This window comes from Massilia sp. Root335, from assembly GCF_001425685.1.
Taxonomy (GTDB): domain Bacteria; phylum Pseudomonadota; class Gammaproteobacteria; order Burkholderiales; family Burkholderiaceae_D; genus Telluria; species Telluria luteola.
This window is the reverse complement of the sequence record NZ_LMCY01000043.1, coordinates 67,570-87,696: the sequence shown is the minus strand read 5'-3', so window position 1 is coordinate 87,696 and position 20,127 is coordinate 67,570. Positions and strand designations below refer to the sequence as shown.

The window sequence follows — 20,127 nt, the reverse complement described above, 5'->3', positions numbered from 1 at the left end:
CGCGGCCTGCGGCCGCGCGTGCGTTGCTGTCGGGTGTATTAAGCCGACAGTGCCTTGAGGGCGGCAGCCAGGCGGCTCTTGTGGCGAGCGGCCTTGTTCTTGTGGATGATTTTCTTGTCAGCGATGCTGTCGATGGTCGACACGGATTGCTGGAAGATTTGCGAGGCAGCGGCTTTGTCGCCAGCCTGGATGGCCTTGCGGACGGCCTTGATTGCGGTACGCAGGGTCGAGCGCTGGGCCGAGTTGTGTGCGTTTTGCTTGACTGCTTGACGAGCGCGCTTGCGTGCCTGTGCGGTATTTGCCATGGAATTTCCTAATCGGGGTCAAGTTGCGTTTGCAAACATTCAAACCGGCCCATTCCAGTGCCTGCCAAACGAGTGTCTGCTAACAGAATTCAATACAGCCCTCGATTATAGCGAAGGTTTCATCGCAGGGCAAATCCTCGTTCGCATTTCGTCAGCGCAAAGGGTTCTGGAGGCACTAGCCCAGCTATAATCGCGGGCTATGAACCTACTCAAGACCCTGGCAGCCATCTCGAGCATGACGATGCTGTCCCGTATCACCGGCCTGCTGCGCGACTCCCTGTTTGCCCGCGCCTTCGGCGCCAGCGACTACACCGACGCCTTCAACATCGCCTTCCGCCTGCCGAACCTGCTGCGCCGCCTGTTCGGCGAAGGGGCGTTCTCGCAAGCCTTCGTGCCGATCCTGGCCGAATACAAGAGCCAGAAAGGCGACGCCGCCACCCGCACCCTCGTCGACCACGTGGCCAATACCCTCGTGTGGGCGACGCTGGCGACCAGCATCATCGGCATCATCGGCGCGCCCGTCGTCCTGTACGTCATCGCCAGCGGCCTCAAGGGCGCGGCGTTCGATGCCGGCGTCGTCATGACCCGCCTCATGTTCCCGTACATCCTGTGCATGTCGTTCGTCGTGCTGGCCGGCGCCGTGCTGAATACCTGGCGCGAATTCAAGATCCCGGCGTTCACGCCCGTGCTGTGGAACCTGTCCTCGATCTTTTTTTCGCTGTTCATGGTGAAGTATTTCGAGGTGCCCGTCTATTCGATGGCCGTGGCCGTGATGGTCGGCGGCGTCCTGCAGGTCGGCATCCAGATTCCCGCCCTGCAACGCATCGGCATGCTGCCGCGCCTGTCGTTCAATCCCCTCGCCGGCCTGGCCGATCCCGGCGTGCGCCGCATCCTCAAGAAGATGGGTCCGGCCGTGTTCGCCGTGTCGGCCGCCCAGATCAGCCTGCTCATCAACACGAACATCGCGTCGCGCCTGGGCGCCGGCAGCGTCTCCGTGCTGCAGTACGCGGACCGGTTGATGGAATTCCCCACCGGCATGCTGGGCGTGGCGCTGGGCACGGTGCTGCTGCCCAGCCTGTCGAAGGCGAACGCGGACGGCGACACCGCCGAATACTCCGCCCTGCTCGACTGGGGCCTGCGCCTCACGTTCCTGCTCGCGCTGCCGGCGGCCGTCGGCCTGGCCGCGCTGGCCGAGCCGCTGATCGCCACGCTGTTCAACTACGGCGCCTTCAACGCGCATGCCGTCACCGCCGCCACGGCGCCGCTGATGGCCTATGCGGCCGGCCTGCTGGGCATCATCCTCGTCAAGATCCTCGCCCCGGCCTTCTATGCGCGCCAGGACATCCGCACGCCGGTGAAAATCGCCGTCGGCGTGCTCGTCGCCACGCAGCTGATGAACATGGTGTTCGTGCCGGTGCTCGGCGTGGCGGGACTCGCGCTGTCGATCGGCCTGGGCGCCTGCATCAACGCGACGTTCCTGTTCACGGGCCTGCGCCGGCGCGCGATCTACGTGCCGCATGCGGGCTGGCTGCCGTTCTTCGTGAAGGTCGTCGTGGCCGTCGCGCTGATGGGCGCCGTGGCGTGGTTCAGCCAGGCGCAGCTCGACTGGGCCGCGCTGCGCGCCCACGCCGTGCTGCGCGCCGGCGCCCTGTTCCTCATCATCGGCGCCAGCGCGAGCGTGTATTTCGCCGCGCTGCTGGCGCTGGGCTTCCGTCCGCGCCAGTTCATGCGCCGCGCCAAGTGACGGGCCGGTCCGCCTGGGCACTCCTTGGCGGGGACCCACTTTACGCAGGCGGCCTTTCAAACTTGGGTTCCCGCCTCCGCGGGAACGACGTAAAACTGATGCCGCTGGCTTTTCGTTAGTCAGATAGACCCTGGCGGCCGTCGTCCGCGGCGGACGGCGCGGGCTCCCCGTCTTTCTCCAACGGTGCCGGTGCCGTCACGGCCGGCTCGGACGGCGCGGGCGCCGGACTGTCGTCCGGCCGCGCCGTGTCCGACTGCGTCGCGCCCCGCCCGGGAAACAGCGACGGTTGCTCCGGCGGCGCGCCCGCGGGCGGCGCCTGGAACAGCGACGGCTGGCCCTGCGCCTGGGGCTTGCCTTGTGCCAGCACCTGGCCCTGCACGAGGCCCTGCCCGGTCGCCACGAATTTCCAGTCCGAGATGTGCTGCTTGTTCTCGAATCCGGAAAAGCGCGCGTCGAAATGCGCCACCTTCAGCGGCTTCGCCTTCGACAGGCTGTACACGGCCAGCACGCCGCGCCGCTCGCCCGGATTGGCCCACACGATGCCCCACTCGGCCTTGCCGGTCAGCGGGTCGACGTAGATCTTGCGCAGGTGCCGGCGCACGCCGGGAAAGCGCGGGTCCTTCAACAGTTCCTGCAGCGACGGCGGCTGCGACGGCTGGCCCTTGGGCGTCGCCTCGGCATACGTGCGCAGCGCTTCGCTGAACGCGGCGCCCGTCTCCAGCAGGTCGTCCTCGGCCTGTGCCCTGCGCAGCAGCGAGTCGACCTTCAACGTGGCCGCGCCGACGAGGCCGATCACGGTCACGAGGATCACGAGGCCGAGGTAGGTGAAGCCGCCCTCGCGCCGGAGCGCTTTACCATTCCGCATACGGTGTGCCGTTGCGCCCCGAGCCCGGCGCGCCGCTGCGGATGTTGTAGACGCCGCCCTTGTCGCCGTCTTCCGGCGGGACGACGATCCAGGCCGAGTCGCTGTCGGCGATGGGGTCGAACGGCAGCGCCGGCAGGTATTTTTTCTCGACGAGCTGCTGCAGCGATTCCGGATAACGCCCGGTGTCGTCATGAAACTGGTCGATGACGGCGCGCGTGTTGCGCAGGTTCTCGGCCAGGATCGTCTCCTTGGCGCTGTCGACCTTCGGGAAGAAGCGCGGCACCGCGAGCGTCAGCAGCAGCGCCACGATGCCCAGCACGACCAGCAGTTCGATCAGGGTGAAGCCCAGCTTGCGTTTCATCTTCATGCGCTCACCAGCGGTCGTAGGGGATGCCGTTCAGCCCGACCTTGCCCGAGGTCGAGTAGACGTCGTACACGTCGTCCCCTTCCTTCGGCTCGTCCGGCTCGCTGGCGTAGCTGCGCTTGCCCCAGGTCTCGGCGTCCTTCAGGTCGGCGTCGCCGTTGAACGGGTCGCGCGGCAGGCGGCGCAGAAAATAGATCTTGGCTTTCTTCGGGCTCCGCTGGTCGGGCACGCCCTCGACCAGCACCTCCAGTTTCGGCGGATACCCGGAAGCGCCCGCCGCGCGCGCGACGCGGCCCTCGTCGCCCGCCTTCTTGTAGGCGTCGATGGCGGCGCGGATCTCGCGCAGCGCGAGGCGCAGCGCCTGTTCGTGGCGGCGCTGCAGCACGACCTGGGCGGTCGGCACGACGAGCGTCCCGAGCAGCGCCAGGATCGCCAGCGTGACGAGCAGCTCGATCAGCGTGAAGCCGCGCGGGCGCCGGGCGTTCATTTCTGGTTCGGGAACGCGGCCTGCGATGCCGGCACGCGGTTGGCGGCCGGCTGGGGCATCGGCATGACCTCCGGCTGCGGCAGCGGCGTGATCTGGATCGGCGGCGCGGACGGCAGTTCCGACGGCGCCACGGACGCCGGTGCGGGCGGCAGCGCGGCGCTGGCGCCGACGCTGCTGGCCGGGACCATCCCGCCCTGCACGTTCGCTGCCGCGGGCGGCGGCGCATGCGGTTGCGCGGGCGCCTGCGCGGGCTGCGCCGGCACCGGCACGCGCGCAGGCATGCCCGGCAACGCCCGCGTGCCCTGGGCCGGCAGCTGCACCGGCGAGCGCACGCTCGTGTCGGGGCGGCGCCGGAAGCTGGCCTCGGTGCCGGCGCTGAATTCGGAACTGGATGCCGGCGGGCGCTGCAGGTTGCGGATCAGGTGCGGCGTAATCGACAGCACCACCTCGGTCTTGTTGCGCGTGTCCTGCTGGCTGCCGAACAGGCGGCCCAGGATCGGAAAGTCGCCGAGGCCAGGCAGCTTGGTGCTGCTCGACCGGTCCTCGTTCTTGATCAGGCCCGCCAGCACCTGGTTCTCGCCATCCTTCAGTTGCAGCATCGTGGACGCCGAGCGCGTGCCGATGCGGTAGGCCGTCGTGCCGCCCTTCGTCGTGACCGTGTCGACGAGGTTGCTGACTTCGAGCGAGATGCGGATGCCAACCTCGTTGTTCAGGTAGATCGTCGGTTCGACGTCCAGCTTCAGGCCGACGTCGACATAGTTCACCGACTCCGACGCGAAGCCGCCCACGCCCGACGAAATCGTCGTCGTGATGGTCGGCAGCTTGTCGCCGATGACGACCTTGGCCTTTTCCTTGTTGCGCACGCGGATGCGGGGCGCGGCCAGCGTTTCGGAATCGCCGTCCGTCTTGCTCGCGGTGATGGAACCGGCGACGCCCGTCACGCCGATCGTCTGGCTGTTCAGGTGGTGCAGCTCGTCGATCGTGATCGCGCCGCCCGTCGCCGACAGCAGCGGCGCGAACGCGAGGCTCGTGGGCCAGTCGACGCCCAGGTCGAGCAGGCGGTTGCGCTGCACTTCCAGCACCTCGACGTCCAGCATCACCTCGGCCTCCGGCACGTCCTGCAGCGCCACCAGCTGCGACGCCAGCTTCACGGCTTCCGGGGTGTCGCGCAGGATCACGAGGTTGAGCTTCTCGTCCACCACCACGTCGCGCGATTTCAGGATCGTCTTGAGCGTGTTGCCGATCGTCTTGGCGTCCGTATTCGCCAGGTAGAAGGTCTTGACCGTCATCTCCTGGTATTCCTTCTGCTTGGCCGCGATGTTCGGGTAGATCAGGATCGTGTTGCCGTCCATGACCTGCCGCTCCAGCTGGTTGGTCATCAGGAGGTAGTAGATGGCCGCTTCCACCGTGCTGTTCTTGAGGAAGATGGACGCGCGCTGGTCCGTCTTGACGTCCTTGTCGAACAGGAAGTTGAGGCCCGAGTGGCGCGCGATGACTTCGAAGATCTGCTTGAGGGGCGCGTCGTGGAATTCGAGATTGATGGGCGTCCGGAACACGGCCGCCAGCGCCGCCTCGGGCGAGTTGGCCGCGATCTTCTCGTTGACTTCGGCCAGCAGCCGGCGCGCCGCTTCATGGGTCGGGCGCTCGGTCAGGATGGCGGTGAGCTTGGTTTTCGCCGTGTCGTAATCCTTGCGCTCCAGCGCGGCGCGCGCTTCGCCCATCAGCACGCCGTGGCGATGGTCCGCCTCGACCTGGCGCAGGCCGGCCCGCGCGCGTTCGTTGAGGGGATCGATCGCCAGCACGCGCTCGTAATCGGCCACGGCCAGTTCCGGCTTGCCGTCGGCCAGTTCATGGTCGGCCTGGGGCAGCAGGCGGTTCGTCGCGGCGTCGCGCGCGCGCAGGAAGGCGGCCTTGTAGACGACGTTGGCCGGATCCGCGGCCAGCGCTTCGCGGTATTTCGACAGTCCCGCCTCGACCTTGTCCTGGGCCACGAGCTCGTTTCCTTCGCGGTAGGCCATTTGTGCCGCGCAGCCGGACAGCAGGAGGGCGAGCAGCGCGGGGAGCAGGCGGCGGGCCAGAATGGGGCGAGCGATCAATCGAATACTCCAATATTGAGCTGTTGAACCTGGTTCAGCGGCAGGTAGGTCAGGGTCAGGACCGGCGGGGCGATCGAATCGACGCGGTACGTCCCGTCGATCACGGCACCCTTCTCGCGCACGACATAGGTGCGTGCGCCGCGCGCCAGGTAGACCTCCCAGGCGCCGTCGCCGACGGACTTGCCGATGAAGGTGAAAGGCAGCGGCGGCGCGGTGGGCGGCGGTGGCGGCGGGGGCGGCGGCGCGGGCTGTGGCGGCGGCGGGGGCGGCGTCCAGTCCTGGTGCGCGAACGGACCGGCGCCGTTCTGGCCCTGGCCGAACGCGGCGTCGCCGTCGCCGATCAGCGTGTCGCGCGGCACCAGCGCGAGGATCGCCTGCGCTTCGCCCGCATCGCCGGCCTTCGCGGCCGGCGCCGCGGCGGGCGCCCGCGCGGGCACCGGCGTGCGCACGAGCGCCGGCTGCGCGGGACGCACCAAAGGTTCGGCGATGCCCCCGGTTGGCGCCTTGTCGCCGAACGCGGCCAGCAGGCCCGCGCCGGCGAGGGCCAGCGCGAGGATCGCGTGGCGCGGCTTGATCCCGCCCGTCTTCATGGCTGCGGCTTCCCGTCGCGCAGGTACAGCGTCAGGCGCAGGCGCGCTTCCACGGTCGCGTCGCCGATGGCGTCGCGGTGGAAGGTGATCTCGTCCAGCGAGGCGAACGGGATCGCGCGCAGCGCCGCCATCGCGAACTGCCAGATCGACGCATAGCTGCCTTTCACGGGCAGGTTCACCTGGTACGTGTAGACGTGCGCGTTGCGGTCGTAGCCCGGTTTGTACTCGCCCTGGCGCAGCACGAGGCCGGACTTGGCCGCGAGGGCGAACAGCGTCTTGACCTGCTGCTCGGCGCCGTGGCGCTCGCCCAGCGCGCCGTAGAACGCGGCGAGGTTGTCCGGGGCCGGGGCGGGCGCGGGTGCCGGCGCGGGCGCGGGTTGCGGCACGCGCGCCGCTTGCGCTTTCTGCTTCGCCTGCGCGGCGTACGCTTCCTGCGCGCGTTCCATCGCCCACACGGCGTTCAGCGTCCACGCGAGCCCGCCGGCCATGACGGCCAGCGCGATTGCGGCCGCCAGCACGATCGGGTTCGCGCGCAGCAGCGTCAAACGCAGCCGCAGCATGGGCGAGGCGAACGTCGTCTTCATTGGGCGGCCCTCCACTGGGCGTCGACCTGGAAGCGGATCGGCCGGTTCGGGTCCTGCTCGTTGATCTCGTGGCGCGCCAGCAGCACGGTGGTGAACCACTCGATGCGCTCCAGCTGCTCGACGTAGGCGATCATGTCGTCGCTGCTCTTCGCTTCCGCCGTGATGCGCACGGTGCTCTTTTTCGCGTCCGGCTCGAGCGCCAGCAAAGCGATGCTGGCGGGCGTCGCCGCCTGGACCGCGTCGTGCAGGCCGCGCCACGGCAGGTTCAGCTGCTGCACGGACGCGTTCACGGCGCCGGCCTGCGCGGGCGGCACCGTGCGCGCGGGCGCCGCCACGGGCGCGCGCGCGGCCGCGCGTGCCCGCGCCTCGGCCACCTGCGCCGTGCGTTGCGCCTCCATGCGCTGCAGGCCGCGGTACTGCGCGACCGTGCTGGCCAGCGGCCCCACGAACGCGACCGCCGCGATCAGCAGGCTCCACGTCCCCGGCGGCGCGCGATACCAGGTCCGGGAGAGGCTCGGCGGCGCGAAATCGATGCGGACTTTCTTCATGGCGCCCTCCCCGTCAGCGCGAGCCGCGCGCAATCGGGCCACAGCGGATCGGTCTCGTCCTCGAACAGCGTGCAGGCGAATTTCAACCGTCCCGCGCTGCTCGCCCAGCCCGTCGGCGCCGGCCCGCAGATCTGCAGGCGTTCCGGCCGCGACAGGCCCACGCGCAACGCCTCGCGCGCCACGTGGCCTTCCAGCCAGTCGCGGTCGGCGCCGGCCGGTATCGGGGCCGTGCGCACCGCGGCGAGCAGGTCGCCGTCGAACGCGGCCACGGACAGCACGCCGCCGTGCACGACGCCGAACCACGCCCCCGCGCGGCGCACGCGGCGGTGCTGGTTCATCGCGGCGACGAACTGCGGCACGATCTCGACGAGCCTGAAACGCTGGCTGGATGCCGCCGCCGTCAGCTGTTCGAGCAGCGCCAGCGGCAGCGCGGCCGCGAGGAACGGGCGCGCGGCGTCCCAGTCGGCGCTGATGCTCCAGCCGCCGAGGCCTCCGCCGAACAGCGCCTGGTAGCGCAGCGCGGCCGCGGCTTCCAGGTCGGCCAGGCGCGCCGCGCCCTGCGGCGGCGTCACCTGCCACAGGCGCACGAGATCGTCCGACAGCACCACCGTGGCCGGCAGGCCGGCCACGTCATGCTCGCCCAGCAGCATGCCGAGTGCGGCGCCGAGCGACACCGGATCGGCTCCCGTCGCCGCGACCTGGCCCAGCAGGCGCGCGCGCTCGTGCGGCCAGATGCTGGTGCGCACGAGCGCCAGCGCGTCCGGGGCGATCCCGATGCGCAGGGACTGGCCGAAGCCGGACTTGAACGAACTAAGCATGCAGCGTGACCCTCCGGATTTCCTCGATCGTCGTGGCGCCGCGCTTGACGAGATCCAGCGCCGCCATGCGCAGGCTGCGCGTGCCGTTGGCGGCGGCCGCCGCCTTGATGCGGCGGATCGGCTGCTTGTCGACGATCAGTTCGCGGATCTCGTCGTTCAGCGTGAGGATCTCGGCGATCGAGCGGCGCCCCTTGTAACCCGTGCCGCGGCAATCGCCGCAGCCCTGGCCGCGCATGAAGACGTAGTCCGCCACGTCCGCGCGCGCCAGGTGGGCGGACGCCAGTTCCTCGTCGGCCGGCGTGTACTGCACGGCGCAGCGCGGGCAGTTCATGCGGATCAGGCGCTGCGCCCAGATGCCGTTCAGCGCCGACACGAACGCATACGGATCGATCCCCATGTGCGTGAAGCGCCCGAACACGTCGAACACGTTGTTGGCGTGGACCGTCGTCAGCACGAGGTGGCCCGTCAGCGCCGACTGCACAGCGATCTCCGCCGTCTCGCGGTCGCGGATCTCGCCGACCATGATCTTGTCCGGATCGTGGCGCAGGATCGAGCGCAGGCCCTTCGCGAACGACAGGCCCTTCTTTTCGTTGACGGGGATCTGCAGGATGCCGGGCAGCTGGTATTCGACGGGGTCCTCGATCGTGATGATCTTTTCGCGGCCGTTGTGGATCTCGGTGAGCGCCGCGTACAACGTGGTCGTCTTGCCGGAACCCGTCGGCCCCGTCACCAGCAGCATGCCGTAGGCCTCCTGCGCGAGCGCGCGCAGGGTGACCAGCGACGGCGCGTCGAAGCCCAGCGCTTCCAGCGTCAGCGAGCCGTAGGCTTCGATCATCGCGCGCTTGTCGAGGATACGGATGACGGCGTCCTCGCCGTGGATGCTGGGCATGATCGACACGCGCAGGTCGATGTCGCGCCCGGCCGACTCCACGCGGAAGCTGCCGTCCTGCGGGACGCGGCGCTCGGCGATGTCCAGTTCCGCCAGCACTTTCAGGCGCGAGATGATGTGCTCCGCCAGCTCGACGCCGCCGACCGAGGCCGCGTGATCGAGCACGCCGTCCACGCGGTATTTGACGGCGAGGCCGCCGGCAGTGCTCTCCAGGTGGATGTCGGAGGCGCCGGCCTTCAGGGCGTCGTACAGGGTCGAGTTCACGAGCTTGACGGCGGGGCTCGCGGCTTCCGACACGGACGCGAACGACAGCACCGTCGCGCTCTTGCCGTCGCGCCGGTCGGAGGCGTTCGCGCCGGTGTCGCCGCCGAGCGTGTCGACGGCGCGCGCGGACTCCTCGTGCTTGCCGAGGTAGGCCTGGATGTCGGATTGCAGCGCGAGCCGCAGGTGCAGCGGCGCCGCCGCCGTCGCGCCGGCCTGCGCCTGCAGCCATGTCTGCAGATCGAGGTCGAACGGGTCGGCGATCACGCCCGTCAGGCGTTTCGCGTCGTCGCGCAGCAGCACGCAGTGGCGCGGCAGCGCCTGCGCCAGCGGCAGCAGGTCGAACGCGGGCTGCTGGCCGAACATCTCGGGCGTTTCCATGACCGTGAGGCCGAACGGCCCGGCCAGCAGGCCCACGATCTCGCGCGGTTCCAGGCCGGACAAGCCTTGCAGTTCCTCCACGAGCGAACGGCGCGACTGCCGGCTCTGTGCGCGGGCGCGGGCGAGCAGCGCGGCGTCGAGACTGGCGAGGGGCGCGTTCACGACATGTCTCCGGCCAGGTCGAAGATCGGCATGTACAGCAGCACGACGATGGCGCCGACGACGAGGCCGATGGCCGCCATCAGCAGCGGTTCGAACGTGCGCGTGAAGCGGTCGATCCAGCGCCCGATCTCGCCATCGTAGAACGCGGCCGAGCGCGTGAGCATCGTGCCCATCGCGCCCGTGCGCTCGCCCACGCGCAGCATGCGCAGCGAGATCGGCGTCGTGAGGCCGTTGGCCTCGAACGCGTCGGACAGCGGCCGTCCCGCCTCGATCGCGGCGCGCGCCGCGCGCAGGCTGCCGGCCACCGCCGGGGACACCATGCCCTGCACGGTGTCGATCGCATTGACGAGCGTGATGCCGCCTTCGTTCAGCATGCCCAGCGTGAGGTACAGGCGCGAGAGTTCGTAGATGCGGGCGCGCTCGCCGATGCCGGGCAGTTTCGCCAGCAGGCGCGCGGCGCCGCCACGTTTCAACGCGCGGCGGATCGCCACCGTGGCGCCGGCGACGGTGGCCACGAAGCCGATCAGCAGTCCGGCCGCGTGGCGGCCCGCGAACTGGCCCCACTCGAGCATCATCCGCGACATCCACGGCAGGTTGCGGCCCGCGCCCTGGTACACCTCGGCGAAGCGCGGCACGACGTACGACATGAGGAAGATCGACACGCCGCCGCCCACGAGCAGCAGGATCGCCGGATAGATGGAGGCGCTGACGACCTTGGCGCGCACGGTGTCGATGCGCTGCTGGTATTCGATATAGCGTTCGAGCGCGCGCGGCAGGTCGCTCGTGCCTTCCGCCGCCCGCACGATGCCCACGTACAGCGGCGGAAACAGCGCCGGCTGCGCGGCCATCACGGCGGACAGGCGCTTGCCTTCGCGCAGGCCGGCGAGCAGGCGTTCCAGCACGCCGCGCGTGGCGGGACTGGCTTCCTTTTCCAGCAGCGCTTCCAGGCCTTCGACGATGCCCAGGCCCGCCGTCAGCAGGGCCAGCAACTCCTGGCTGAACAGCACGAGCGACAGTTTGCCGCCGCGCTGGCGGCGCAGCAGCGGCGCGTGCACGGGTTCGATGGCGCTGACGAACAGCCCGCGCGCCTCGACCTGGCGGCGCGCGTCCGCCTCATCCGGGGCGTCGACGAGCACGCTGGCGATGTGCATGTCCGGTGCTAGGGTGCGTACCGCGAACTGCATGGAATGGCCGGTAAAAAGAGGGACTTACTGGGAGCTGATGTCGGCGTTCTCGCCTTCACCGCCCGGCTGGCCGTCCTTGCCGAGCGAGATGATCTCGTACTCGCCCTTGCTGCCGGGCGCACGGTACTGGTAGGGATGGCCCCATGGATCGAGCGGGACGGCCTTCTTCAGGTACGGGCCGCTCCACTTGCCGCTCGCCGCGGGCGGGGCCGTCAGCAGGGCGTTCAGGCCCTCTTCCGTCGTCGGATAGCGGCCCACGTCGAGCCGGAACGTGTCCAGTGATTTTTCGAACGCTTCGACCTGGGCCTTGGCGACGGTGACCTCGGACTTGCCCAGTTGCGAGAAATACTTCGGCCCGACATAGGCCGCAAGCAAACCGATGATAACGATAACTACCAAAAGTTCAAGCAGGGTAAAACCGGCCTGGCGGACCCGCGCCGCGGTGTCCTGGTTCTGCACACGATACATCCAACCGACTCCTTTATTGCTCTAATGTAAAGCCTTGCGTGAAGGCTACCATGGCCCCGTCATGGCGACAAATCATTTATGAATCGCTCGCTCGCCGGCGGGACGATCGTCGGTCGAAACACCGCAGACAGATTTCTTGCTCGCAAAATTCTAACCGCGTTCCGCTGGCCGGAACAGCGTCGGGACGTTCGTTCCGTGCTTTTGGGAATGGAGATGACGGATCGCCTAGCATAACCCGTTGACTGTGTGAAATCCTTTGTGGGTTTCCCGTCAATTGAAGAAAAATCTGCGTCGTTTTTGTGCGACTCATTTCCCAGTTGCATTTAAAGTTTCCGCTGGGATATTTCCTGGCATCATCGCTTATCTTCGCTTATTTCCACACGAAAATATTTCAAAACCATAATATTTGCACGAAAATAACAAAAAAAAAGTTGAGTTGCGGAAAAACGGACGCTACAGTGGCGCATCGATGACCGCAATATTGCCCCCAATCATGAAAAACTTCGCTCTCCGTACCGCTCTCGGCCTCAGCCTCGCCACCCTCCTCGCCGCCTGCGGCAGTGGCGCCCAGATCGACCAGCCGACCCAGACCGCCGCCATGATCGAGACCGGCAACGCCGCCCAGGTCGCCACGGCCAACTCGCCCGCGCCGGACTGCGCGGCCGACGGCTGCAAAGGCCTGCGCATCATCGATGCGAACGCCGAAGCCTACCGTTACGAAGCCATGCGCCGCGCCGCGGCCGACGCGCCGCAGTCCTGATCCCGCGGCTGCCGGATCATTCTTCCAGCAGCCGTAAATCCATGCAGCGCGCCAGCGCATGCGCCCGGTTGCTGACGCCGAGCGTGCGGTAGATGCGCTGTAAATGGTTCTTGACGGTCAGCGCGCTGATCCCCAGCAGCCTCCCCATCTCGTCGTTGCTCTTCCCCGCCCGCAGCCAGCCGATGATCTCGGCCTCGCGCGCGCTCAGCGGACGCGCCGGCGCCCCGCCCGCAGGCAACTGCGATGCCGGCAGGCGGCCCAGCGCCAGGTGCAGGTGCGGCAGCAGCAGTTCCAGGAAATAAGCGTGACGCGGATTCGGCCGCAACGGCAGGCCGAACAGTACGAATACGCTGCCGCCCGCACTCGTCGGCCCCGTGCCGTGCACGAGCACGCTGTCGAATCCCATCCTCCTCGTCTCGTCGCGGAACCCCTCCAGCGGCTGGTCCGCGGCCGTGCCGAAATCGGCCAGCGCCGGCAACCGTCCGCCCTGCGTGCAGTGGCGCGCGATGCGCAGCGCCAGGCCGTCGTGCGGGTCCGTCAACGCCAGTTGCGCGGCCGGGGCCAGCACCGTGCCGTGCACGCATTCCAGCCGCACCAACGCAGCGCCGGGCCCCAGCTGGAGGCAGACGAGCACCTGGTGGGGCAGCAGCGCCTGCACCTGGCCCTGCGTCCACAGGAAGAACTGGCGCGGGCTGGCCACGCGCAAGCCGGACTCGATGGCGCACAGCAGGTATTCCTGCTCCTGGCGGCTGAGGATGACGACGGGTTCCACGTCAGGCCGCGCCGTGCCAGGCGACGAAGCGGTAGCCGGTGCCGCGCACCGTCTCGATGTGCTCCTGGTGTCCGCTCGGCTGCAGTGCGTGGCGCAGCCGGCCCACGTGGGCGTCGACGGTGCGCTCGTCGAGCACGGCGTGGCGGCCCCAGACCTTGTCCAGCAGTTGCGACCGTGTATGCACGCGCTCGGGATGGTGCATCAGGAAGTTTAGTAAACGGAATTCGACGGGTCCCAGCGTCACCTGGCGCGTCCCTGCGACCACGCGCTGGGTGTGCGGGTCGAGGTGCAGGCCCGCCATCTGCACGGCGTCGATCGACACATGCGGCGCGCGCCGGCGCAGCACGGCCTGCATGCGCGCCAGCAGTTCGCGCGGATTGAAGGGCTTGGTCAGATAGTCGTCGGCGCCGGATTCGAGGGCCAGGATCTTGTCGTGCTCCCCTGCCCGCGCGGACACCATGATGATCGTCATCTCGTGCGTGCGCGCCTGCGCGTGCAGGCGCCGGATCAGCGCTTCGCCCGACTGGCCGGGCAGGTCCCACTCCAGCAGCAGCATGTCGGGTACGCGCTCGTCGATCGCGGCGAGGGCCGACTCGGCGTCGGGACACAGGCCGACGTGGTGGCCGGCACGGGTCAGGTTCAGTTCCAGCAACTGGCGAACGAAGGGGTCGGGATCGACCACGAGGATGTGTGCGCTCATCGATAAATCCTTGTCTCGGCGACAACAGGATCGAATATGCACTAAGCAAAGTCAGCTGAACAATATGATTTCTATTTGGAATTCATATGTTTGGCGAATAAATCCGCGGAAAGGGGAGCTGCGGGGCGGACGGCGGGAGGAACTGCGAGGCGGAGAGGAAGGGAGACACGGCGTCATCACACCGTCGCCCCGCGGCGGGGGCCCAAGTTTGCGCGGCAGTATCGCACGCGGCCTTGGGTTCCCGCCTGCGCGGGAACGACGGATGGAGGGCGCCGATCCTGAATGCAGCGGCGTTGTTGCATCGGGTTCCCGCCTGCGCGGGAGGTCGTTTCCGGCAGTGCCGGAAACGACGGGGCGAACGCGCCGGCCTTACGTGCGGCGGCGTTGCTGCATCGCGCCCAGGAGGATCAGCCCGGTGGCGACGAGCATCCAGTCGGCCGGTTCCGGCACCGGGTTCACGGTGGCGAACGCGGGATCGGTCACCACGGCCGGCGCCTCGCCGGCCACGAGGCTGATCTGGACCGCCGGGTCGGGCGACAGGTAATTGCCGGCGCTGTCGAGCAGGCTGACGGTCAGGCCCGTGCTGCCGGCGTCGGACGGCGTTCCGCCGAACATCACGTCGAAGCCGAACTTGCCGCCGAGCAGGATGCTCTGGAAGAATTCCGAGAACGCATCGCTCTTGAACGTGAGCGCGCCGCCCGCTTGCGTCACGTTGACGAGATCGGGCGTGCCTGTGAATGCGCCGTCGAGGTTGCTGATCGTCGCCGTCAGCACGTCGCTGGTGCCGAACGGCAGGAAGTCGATCTGCATATAGCCGTCGCCGCTCGCGGCGGCCGTGTCGAGGGCCACGTGGTAGACCGGGCTGGCGGTGGCGGCACCGGCCAGCAGGGACAGCGCCAGCAGCGCGCGGGACAACAGGTTTTTCAGGTTCATCATGGTGGTCTCGCTATCGATCAAAAGGTGCCGGAATACAGTGTCGACGTGAACGTCACGTTCGTTTTCGACGGGTTGGTGAAGGTCAGCGACACCTTCACGGTCGCGCCCGGTGCCAGCGCCGTGCCCGGCAATGTCACATACGGTGCGCCGTTGAAGTCGCCGGTCTTGTTGTCGAGCGTGACGCCGGCCGGCAAGCCCTGCAGCACGTATTGCAGCGGTCCGGCGAGCGCGGCGGCGCTCGTGTTCGTGAAGGCCACGCTGCCGCTGAACTTGCCGGTGACGCGGTTGTAGCCCAGCGCACCCGGCACGATCTTGACGCTGCCCGTCACGTCGGCGAAGGCCGGCGCCAGGTTCAGGCTCACGACGACCGGATCGTGGTCCGAGGCGCGGAACGGATTGTTCACGTACGGGTCGTCGGCTGTGTCGCCCAGGTTGTAGTCGATCGCGTCGGGCTCGTCCGCATTGTTGTGCCACTCGGTCACGCCGGCCACCTGCGGGTCGAGGGCGCCGCTGGCCAGCGCGTGGTCGAGGTAGCCGCTCTGGCCGTCGAACACGTAGGAATATGGGATGCCGTTCGGACGCACGAAGCGCTCCAGTTCGTTGACCATGCCGTTATCGGTGAGGAATGCGATCGGGTCTTCATGGCCGTACGAGTTGAAGTCGCCCACGGCCAGCACGTCCGGATCGCCCGCGGCGGCCACGACGGTCGGGATGAAATAGTTGAACAAGCGCCTGGCCTGCTGGATGCGGGTGGCGTTCCAGCAGCCCTGGCCATCGCCGATGTCCGTGTCGCCGGCACCGGCGCCGCCGCAGCCGCCTTTCGATTTCAGGTGGTTCACGACCAGCGAGAACTTCGCGCCGTTCGCCTTGACCTTGAACGTCTGGGCCATCGGTGCGCGGTTGTTGATGTCGTCGCCGTCCGACAGTGCGCCGCCGACCGGCTCGAGCACGGCCGGCTTGTAGATCATCGCCACGCGGATCGCGTCGGTGCCGGTCGCGGCGGGCCTCGCCACGTACGCATAGGTCGGCGTCGGCGCGCCGATCGCCTGGTTCAGCGCGTCGACGAGATAGCCCACCGTGATGTCGCCGTTGTTCTGGATTTCCATCAGGCCGACTGCGTCGGCGTTCATCGCCTTCAGCTCATCGACGATCTTGTCGCGCTGGCGCACGAACTCGGTCATGTTGTCGGCGCCGCGGCAATTGCTCTTGGACGGCGCGGACGAACCGATGGTGCAGCCCTGCCCCGTATGGCCCCAGGCGTCGGTGCCGTCGGTGAACGTGGTGAAGAAGTTCAGGACGTTGGCGCTGGCCACGCGCACGTTGCCTGCCACGACCGCCGGCGCGTCCTCGCGCGCATTCGTGCGGCTGAACACGGGCGTGTCCGTCGGCTGCAGCTTGTACCAGCCGCCCCCGCCGCCGATGGCGCCGAAATCGAGCACGCCGACGAGGTCCGTCACCGTGTCGCCCGCGCGCACGGTCTTGTCGGCCGCGAGGTAAGGGATGTGCGCCGGCACCGTGAAGATGCCGTCGTCCAGGATCACCATGTTTTGCGCGTTGGCGGCGATCAGCGCGGCCGCGTCAAGCGTGCCGGCACGGTAGCGGTTGGTCGGCGTCTCGCGGCGGCCGTTGGCCAGCACCAGTTCGCCGCGGTCGCCCAGATAGCTGTTGCCGTTCACGGTCAGCGGGTTCACGAAGCGCACGAGCATGCCTTCGTAGTGGCTCAGTTCGGTAGGCAGGTCAATGTTGACGGGGGCGATCGTATTGCCGGTGCCGAGGACGCTCACGGCGCTCACGTCCTTCAGTTCCGTGTACGAACGCGTGGAACCGCTCGGCGCGTATTCCGTCACGGTGCCCGTCACGCGCACGAGGTCGCCCTCGTTCGCGGCCGCGGCGGCGCCGTAGACGAAGATCGCGTCGGACGTATTCGGGTCGCCGTCGCCCTGCGGGTCCTGGATGTAGAAGCCGCTGCCCAGCTTCTTCGTGATGACGCCGGTCGTCGACTGCACGGTGTTGGCGTACGGGCTCGTCAGGCCGCTGCCCTGGATCTGCGGGATCGTGACGACGCCGCTGACGGCCACGTTGACGGTGCAGCTGGCGGTCTGGCTGGCGTCGTTGGCGAACGTGATCTCGACCGGATACGTGCCGGCCGGCAGGCTCGCGTCGACGACGAGGTTGGCGCTGGCCGTGCGGTTATCAAAGGTGGCCGGCACGAAGCCCGTCAGGCTGATGCCGGCGATGGCACCCTTGCTGATGACGGCGCTGTTGACGATGCTGTCGGCATCGGTCGCCTGCAGCGCGGCCGTCGTGCCGGCGCCGACGTCGACGCCCACGCTGCCCGGGCACGCCAGCACGATCGGCTGCGGCAGCGGCGCGCCGCTGCACGACACGCGGTCGCTGCCCGTGGTGCGCGGGCTTGCCGCGCCGGTGACGAAATCGCTGCTGTTGTCGTTGCTGTCCAGGCAGCCGCTGTTCTTGCGCAGCACGGCCAGCGTGTTCGACGGCGCCGCCGTCGGGCCGGAGCCTTCGTAATAACTGGCGGTGCTGCCGAAGCCGACGAAGTCGACGACGTTGTCGACCGGCCTGGCGCCCGCCAGCGCCGCCGTCGTGTTGACGAGCGCAACCTTGCCGGCCGTCGCGCTCATCGCGATGGTCCCGGCCGTGTCCGGCGCCAGCGCATCCGTGCCGCCGCTGCCCGCCGCCTCGTGCACGAGGTAGTACTGGCCGGCCGCCAGGGTCACGCTGGCCGGCAGCCTGGTCACTTGCCACGTGGTGCCCGCGCTCGACGCGTATTGCACGCTCCAGTTGTTCAGCGTGACGGCGGTATCGCCCGTGTTCAGCAGCTCGATGAAGTCGTTTTTATACGTGGCGCCGGAATTGCCGCCGCCGCCGTAGACCTGGCTGATGACGACGCCGCCGGGCGCGGCGAACACGGGTGCCGACAGGCCGGCCAGCAAGGCCGCCAGCACGGTCATGCGTCCTGGAGAGTGGAGAGCGCGTTGTTTCATTGGGTGTCCTGGAATAGGGAAATGATCTGTCAGTGCAACACTTAACAAATGTATATTAAATGCGCAAATTGACAACGTCATGACCACGGATTAGTCCGAACGGACTAATTCCAGGCTGAATCAACGCTTGCGGTACGGCGCGGCCAGCGGTTCGCCGATGAACAGGCCCTGGGTGGGCCAGGCGACGCTCTTCCAGTAGGCTTCGATCGCGCTGGTGCCCTGCACATAATGCTTGAGCAGCACGGTCGGATTCGGGAATTTCTGCCAGTGGTTGCAGGGCTCGCTGACCGTGCCGTAGCTCGCGGTCGCGCCCGCTTCCAGCCAGCGCAGGCTGCTCATCTGCTCGCCGCCGAGCAGGTCGCCGCCCAGCGACGTCAGGTGGTCGGCCAGCGCACCGGGCAGGAAGCCGAGGGTGTCCAGTTTGGCGACCTCGGCCATGCCCGTCTCGTAGATCATGATGTCCTTCGCGCCTTCCAGCACGTCGGCCTGCATGGGCTTCGTCACCAGCCTGCGCGCCGCGATGCGGCCGGGCGGTGGGAAGAAGGCCGCGCGCGAATTCCGCGCCTTTTCCGACGTCGTCAGGAAGTAGGCGGTGGCGGGCACGATCCGGAACCCGGCCCCGGCCCCGCGGTCGATCAGGGCCTTCGCGCGCTCCACGGATTCCGTCGGCAACAGCATCGAGATCCGGATGTTCAGGTCGGTGTACGGACGCGAGGAACTGGAATTGAAGTATGGGCTCGGGCGGCCTGGCAGGCAGGTCTTCGCGCATTGGCCGGGGTCGAAGCCGAGGCTGTACGCGCCCGTGATCGAATTGCACGCGACCTTGTACGGCGCCGTCCACACCATCAGCACGGCCTGCACGTTCGGGCCAAGGTGCGCGTCGATCTCGTCCTTGAGCGCTTCGAAGCGCTCCGCACTGATCTCGTGCGGCTTGCCGGGAATGCTCACGTGCACGACGTTGGCCGCCGGAATGCCGCGCCGCTTGCGGTAGTAGGCGCCGATCCTGACGCTGTTCGGCTCGGCGTCATTGATGACGATGGCCAATTGATCCGGCTGGAGGCGGGACTCGCCGACGAATTGGGCGCGGGCCGGCGCCGCGATGAAGGCGGCAAGGCATGCGAGCAGGGGCAGGCACAGTCTCGGGCAGCGTCTCGGGATCCGGGTCATGGGCAGTGGCAGCGTTGAAAAAACGGGAGCTCGAGGCTCCCGCTCATCATGCCACAGCTTGCAAGGCGAACAACTTAAGCGCGGCTTAGAACCGGGCCGCGCCGGCGGCGTGGGCACGTAGGCGATATGCCGGCGTCACGCGTGGGTGCGTAGGCGATATGCCGGCGTCACGCGTGGGCGCGTAGGCAATATGCCGGCGTCACGCGTGGGCACGGGGTGCCCACCCTACGAACGCCTCCGCATGGCCGCGCCCAGCACGCCGAGGCCCGCCAGCAGCATGGCCGCGGCACCGGGCTCCGGCACGGGCGAGATCGCGAAGACTTCCATCGCGTCCAGCTTCACGATTTCGCCGTGCAGGCTGCCGTCGATGATGCTCTTGCCTTCGCCGTCCGGATTCCCGTAGGTCAGGCGCCACGACGTGGCGGCCGTCAACTCGTCGTTGACGAACAGGTCCGGCCCGGAACCGAAGATGGGGCCGTAGCCGACTTCGTTATACGTCTGGCGCAGGCCCTGGCTCGGCAAGACATAGTCCGTCAGCACCTGGCGGTACACGGCCGGATCGGTCATATTGAACAGGAAGGCCGTGCGCTGCCAGTCGCGCTGGGTCTCGTGCCAGCCTTCGCTTGAGGCCCAGCTCTGCGGGTTGTAGCCGCCGACGAGGAAGCTTGCCCCCGCGGCATTCGTCACTTCGAGCAGGGTGAAGGTCGCGCCCTTCCCGTCCGCCCCCGCGTGGAAAGCGTCCGACGTATCGCCGGGGTGCAGGGTGTACACATTGTCGAGGTTGAATTCGCCGGCGCCGAGCCAGCGTTCGAGTTGGGCGTGGCTGCTCGCGTCCAGCAGAGCAGAGCCGCCGATGATGTCGCCGGCCGCCGCCGTGCCGCCGACACCGGCCATGGCCGCGCCCAGGGCGCCGGCCACGATGAACGTCTTCATCTTCATGATGTTTCCCCGATGGGTTACAGACGACGCATTGTATGCCGCATGCGCGCGGCCATACGCACTGTAGACCAGAGGAAAAGATGCGTCCGCATCGAACGTGCG

General features: G+C 68.2%; 20 protein-coding genes. 2 read left to right on the top strand and 18 right to left on the bottom strand.

Annotated features, from left to right (window positions below; genetic code table 11):
* Positions 1 to 38: 38 nt before the first annotated feature.
* A complete protein-coding gene (gene rpsT / locus ASC93_RS21710) occupies positions 39 to 305 on the bottom strand; it encodes a 30S ribosomal protein S20 (RefSeq protein ID WP_056447379.1) in 267 nt (88 codons plus the stop codon).
* Positions 306 to 504: 199 nt separating this feature from the next.
* On the opposite strand from rpsT, the gene murJ reads away from it, so the two are divergent.
* Positions 505 to 2,049 (top strand): murein biosynthesis integral membrane protein MurJ, encoded by a 1,545-nt coding sequence (murJ, locus tag ASC93_RS21705; protein WP_056447377.1) that lies wholly within the window; start codon positions 505 to 507, stop codon positions 2,047 to 2,049.
* Between the two features lie 115 nt (positions 2,050 to 2,164).
* Here murJ and ASC93_RS21700 read toward each other — a convergent pair whose 3' ends face one another.
* The 11 genes from ASC93_RS21700 to gspG are packed head-to-tail and all read right to left on the bottom strand — an operon-like array spanning position 2,165 to position 11,746.
* Complete coding sequence (locus tag ASC93_RS21700; protein ID WP_056447375.1) at positions 2,165 to 2,914, bottom strand: type II secretion system protein; 750 nt, start codon at positions 2,912 to 2,914, stop codon at positions 2,165 to 2,167.
* Positions 2,901 to 3,281, bottom strand: coding sequence for a type II secretion system protein (locus ASC93_RS21695; RefSeq protein ID WP_056447372.1), 381 nt, complete (start codon positions 3,279 to 3,281; stop codon positions 2,901 to 2,903). Before ASC93_RS21695 ends, ASC93_RS21700 begins: the two co-directional genes overlap by 14 nt.
* 4 nt (positions 3,282 to 3,285) lie before the next feature.
* The gene (locus ASC93_RS21690) at positions 3,286 to 3,765 is read right to left on the bottom strand and encodes a type II secretion system protein (protein WP_056447369.1); all 480 of its coding nucleotides are present in this window, start codon (positions 3,763 to 3,765) and stop codon (positions 3,286 to 3,288) included.
* The gene (locus ASC93_RS21685; protein WP_307189023.1) at positions 3,762 to 5,861 is read right to left on the bottom strand and encodes a secretin N-terminal domain-containing protein; all 2,100 of its coding nucleotides are present in this window, start codon (positions 5,859 to 5,861) and stop codon (positions 3,762 to 3,764) included. Before ASC93_RS21685 ends, ASC93_RS21690 begins: the two co-directional genes overlap by 4 nt.
* Positions 5,858 to 6,451 carry a hypothetical protein gene (locus tag ASC93_RS21680; protein ID WP_229412832.1) on the bottom strand — a complete coding sequence of 198 codons (594 nt, stop codon included), beginning with the start codon at positions 6,449 to 6,451 and terminating at the stop codon, positions 5,858 to 5,860. Before ASC93_RS21680 ends, ASC93_RS21685 begins: the two co-directional genes overlap by 4 nt.
* On the bottom strand, positions 6,448 to 7,035 hold the full coding sequence (locus ASC93_RS21675) for a hypothetical protein (protein WP_056447368.1): 588 nt from the start codon (positions 7,033 to 7,035) through the stop codon (positions 6,448 to 6,450). The genes ASC93_RS21680 and ASC93_RS21675 overlap by 4 nt, the downstream gene beginning before the upstream one ends.
* Positions 7,032 to 7,583, bottom strand: coding sequence for a PilN domain-containing protein (locus ASC93_RS21670; protein ID WP_056447366.1), 552 nt, complete (start codon positions 7,581 to 7,583; stop codon positions 7,032 to 7,034). The genes ASC93_RS21675 and ASC93_RS21670 overlap by 4 nt, the downstream gene beginning before the upstream one ends.
* Positions 7,580 to 8,401, bottom strand: a complete 822-nt coding sequence (locus ASC93_RS21665) for a hypothetical protein (RefSeq protein WP_082548243.1) — start codon at positions 8,399 to 8,401, stop codon at positions 7,580 to 7,582. The genes ASC93_RS21670 and ASC93_RS21665 overlap by 4 nt, the downstream gene beginning before the upstream one ends.
* Positions 8,394 to 10,094, bottom strand: a complete 1,701-nt coding sequence (locus tag ASC93_RS21660) for a GspE/PulE family protein (RefSeq protein ID WP_056447364.1) — start codon at positions 10,092 to 10,094, stop codon at positions 8,394 to 8,396. The genes ASC93_RS21665 and ASC93_RS21660 overlap by 8 nt, the downstream gene beginning before the upstream one ends.
* Positions 10,091 to 11,278, bottom strand: a complete 1,188-nt coding sequence (locus ASC93_RS21655) for a type II secretion system F family protein (RefSeq protein WP_056447361.1) — start codon at positions 11,276 to 11,278, stop codon at positions 10,091 to 10,093. The genes ASC93_RS21660 and ASC93_RS21655 overlap by 4 nt, the downstream gene beginning before the upstream one ends.
* A 24-nt stretch (positions 11,279 to 11,302) precedes the next feature.
* Positions 11,303 to 11,746, bottom strand: a complete 444-nt coding sequence (gspG, locus tag ASC93_RS21650) for a type II secretion system major pseudopilin GspG (protein WP_056447359.1) — start codon at positions 11,744 to 11,746, stop codon at positions 11,303 to 11,305.
* A 493-nt stretch (positions 11,747 to 12,239) separates the two neighbouring features.
* Here gspG and ASC93_RS21645 point away from each other — a divergent pair, with 493 nt between their 5' ends.
* The gene (locus tag ASC93_RS21645; protein ID WP_056447357.1) at positions 12,240 to 12,506 is read left to right on the top strand and encodes a hypothetical protein; all 267 of its coding nucleotides are present in this window, start codon (positions 12,240 to 12,242) and stop codon (positions 12,504 to 12,506) included.
* Positions 12,507 to 12,522: 16 nt separating this feature from the next.
* On the opposite strand, the gene ASC93_RS21640 is transcribed toward ASC93_RS21645, so the two are convergent.
* From ASC93_RS21640 to ASC93_RS21615, 6 genes are all read right to left on the bottom strand, one after another.
* A complete protein-coding gene (locus tag ASC93_RS21640; RefSeq protein WP_056447355.1) occupies positions 12,523 to 13,278 on the bottom strand; it encodes a LuxR C-terminal-related transcriptional regulator in 756 nt (251 codons plus the stop codon).
* Position 13,279: 1 nt separating this feature from the next.
* Positions 13,280 to 13,978 carry a winged helix-turn-helix domain-containing protein gene (locus ASC93_RS21635; RefSeq protein ID WP_056447353.1) on the bottom strand — a complete coding sequence of 233 codons (699 nt, stop codon included), beginning with the start codon at positions 13,976 to 13,978 and terminating at the stop codon, positions 13,280 to 13,282.
* Between the two features lie 369 nt (positions 13,979 to 14,347).
* Positions 14,348 to 14,914 (bottom strand): NF038129 family PEP-CTERM protein, encoded by a 567-nt coding sequence (locus tag ASC93_RS21630; protein ID WP_056447351.1) that lies wholly within the window; start codon positions 14,912 to 14,914, stop codon positions 14,348 to 14,350.
* A gap of 17 nt (positions 14,915 to 14,931) precedes the next feature.
* On the bottom strand, positions 14,932 to 17,919 hold the full coding sequence (locus ASC93_RS21625; RefSeq protein ID WP_056447349.1) for an ExeM/NucH family extracellular endonuclease: 2,988 nt from the start codon (positions 17,917 to 17,919) through the stop codon (positions 14,932 to 14,934).
* A 120-nt stretch (positions 17,920 to 18,039) separates the two neighbouring features.
* Positions 18,040 to 18,963 carry a TIGR03790 family protein gene (locus tag ASC93_RS21620; RefSeq protein ID WP_229412831.1) on the bottom strand — a complete coding sequence of 308 codons (924 nt, stop codon included), beginning with the start codon at positions 18,961 to 18,963 and terminating at the stop codon, positions 18,040 to 18,042.
* A 348-nt stretch (positions 18,964 to 19,311) separates the two neighbouring features.
* On the bottom strand, positions 19,312 to 20,025 hold the full coding sequence (locus ASC93_RS21615; RefSeq protein WP_229412830.1) for a PEP_CTERM-anchored TLD domain-containing protein: 714 nt from the start codon (positions 20,023 to 20,025) through the stop codon (positions 19,312 to 19,314).
* Between the last annotated feature and the right edge of the window lie 102 nt (positions 20,026 to 20,127).

Coding starts and splice junctions, on each gene's coding strand:
- ASC93_RS21695 (WP_056447372.1), bottom strand. CDS start 3,281: ATGAAGATGAAACGCAAGCTGGGCTTCACCCTGATCGAACTGCTGGTC.
- ASC93_RS21625 (WP_056447349.1), bottom strand. CDS start 17,919: ATGAAACAACGCGCTCTCCACTCTCCAGGACGCATGACCGTGCTGGCG.
- ASC93_RS21630 (WP_056447351.1), bottom strand. CDS start 14,914: ATGATGAACCTGAAAAACCTGTTGTCCCGCGCGCTGCTGGCGCTGTCC.
- rpsT (WP_056447379.1), bottom strand. CDS start 305: ATGGCAAATACCGCACAGGCACGCAAGCGCGCTCGTCAAGCAGTCAAG.
- ASC93_RS21700 (WP_056447375.1), bottom strand. CDS start 2,914: ATGCGGAATGGTAAAGCGCTCCGGCGCGAGGGCGGCTTCACCTACCTC.
- ASC93_RS21680 (WP_229412832.1), bottom strand. CDS start 6,451: ATGAAGACGGGCGGGATCAAGCCGCGCCACGCGATCCTCGCGCTGGCC.
- murJ (WP_056447377.1), top strand. CDS start 505: ATGAACCTACTCAAGACCCTGGCAGCCATCTCGAGCATGACGATGCTG.
- ASC93_RS21675 (WP_056447368.1), bottom strand. CDS start 7,035: ATGAAGACGACGTTCGCCTCGCCCATGCTGCGGCTGCGTTTGACGCTG.
- ASC93_RS21635 (WP_056447353.1), bottom strand. CDS start 13,978: ATGAGCGCACACATCCTCGTGGTCGATCCCGACCCCTTCGTTCGCCAG.
- ASC93_RS21690 (WP_056447369.1), bottom strand. CDS start 3,765: ATGAACGCCCGGCGCCCGCGCGGCTTCACGCTGATCGAGCTGCTCGTC.
- ASC93_RS21655 (WP_056447361.1), bottom strand. CDS start 11,278: ATGCAGTTCGCGGTACGCACCCTAGCACCGGACATGCACATCGCCAGC.
- ASC93_RS21665 (WP_082548243.1), bottom strand. CDS start 8,401: ATGCTTAGTTCGTTCAAGTCCGGCTTCGGCCAGTCCCTGCGCATCGGG.
- ASC93_RS21615 (WP_229412830.1), bottom strand. CDS start 20,025: ATGAAGATGAAGACGTTCATCGTGGCCGGCGCCCTGGGCGCGGCCATG.
- gspG (WP_056447359.1), bottom strand. CDS start 11,746: ATGTATCGTGTGCAGAACCAGGACACCGCGGCGCGGGTCCGCCAGGCC.
- ASC93_RS21670 (WP_056447366.1), bottom strand. CDS start 7,583: ATGAAGAAAGTCCGCATCGATTTCGCGCCGCCGAGCCTCTCCCGGACC.
- ASC93_RS21645 (WP_056447357.1), top strand. CDS start 12,240: ATGAAAAACTTCGCTCTCCGTACCGCTCTCGGCCTCAGCCTCGCCACC.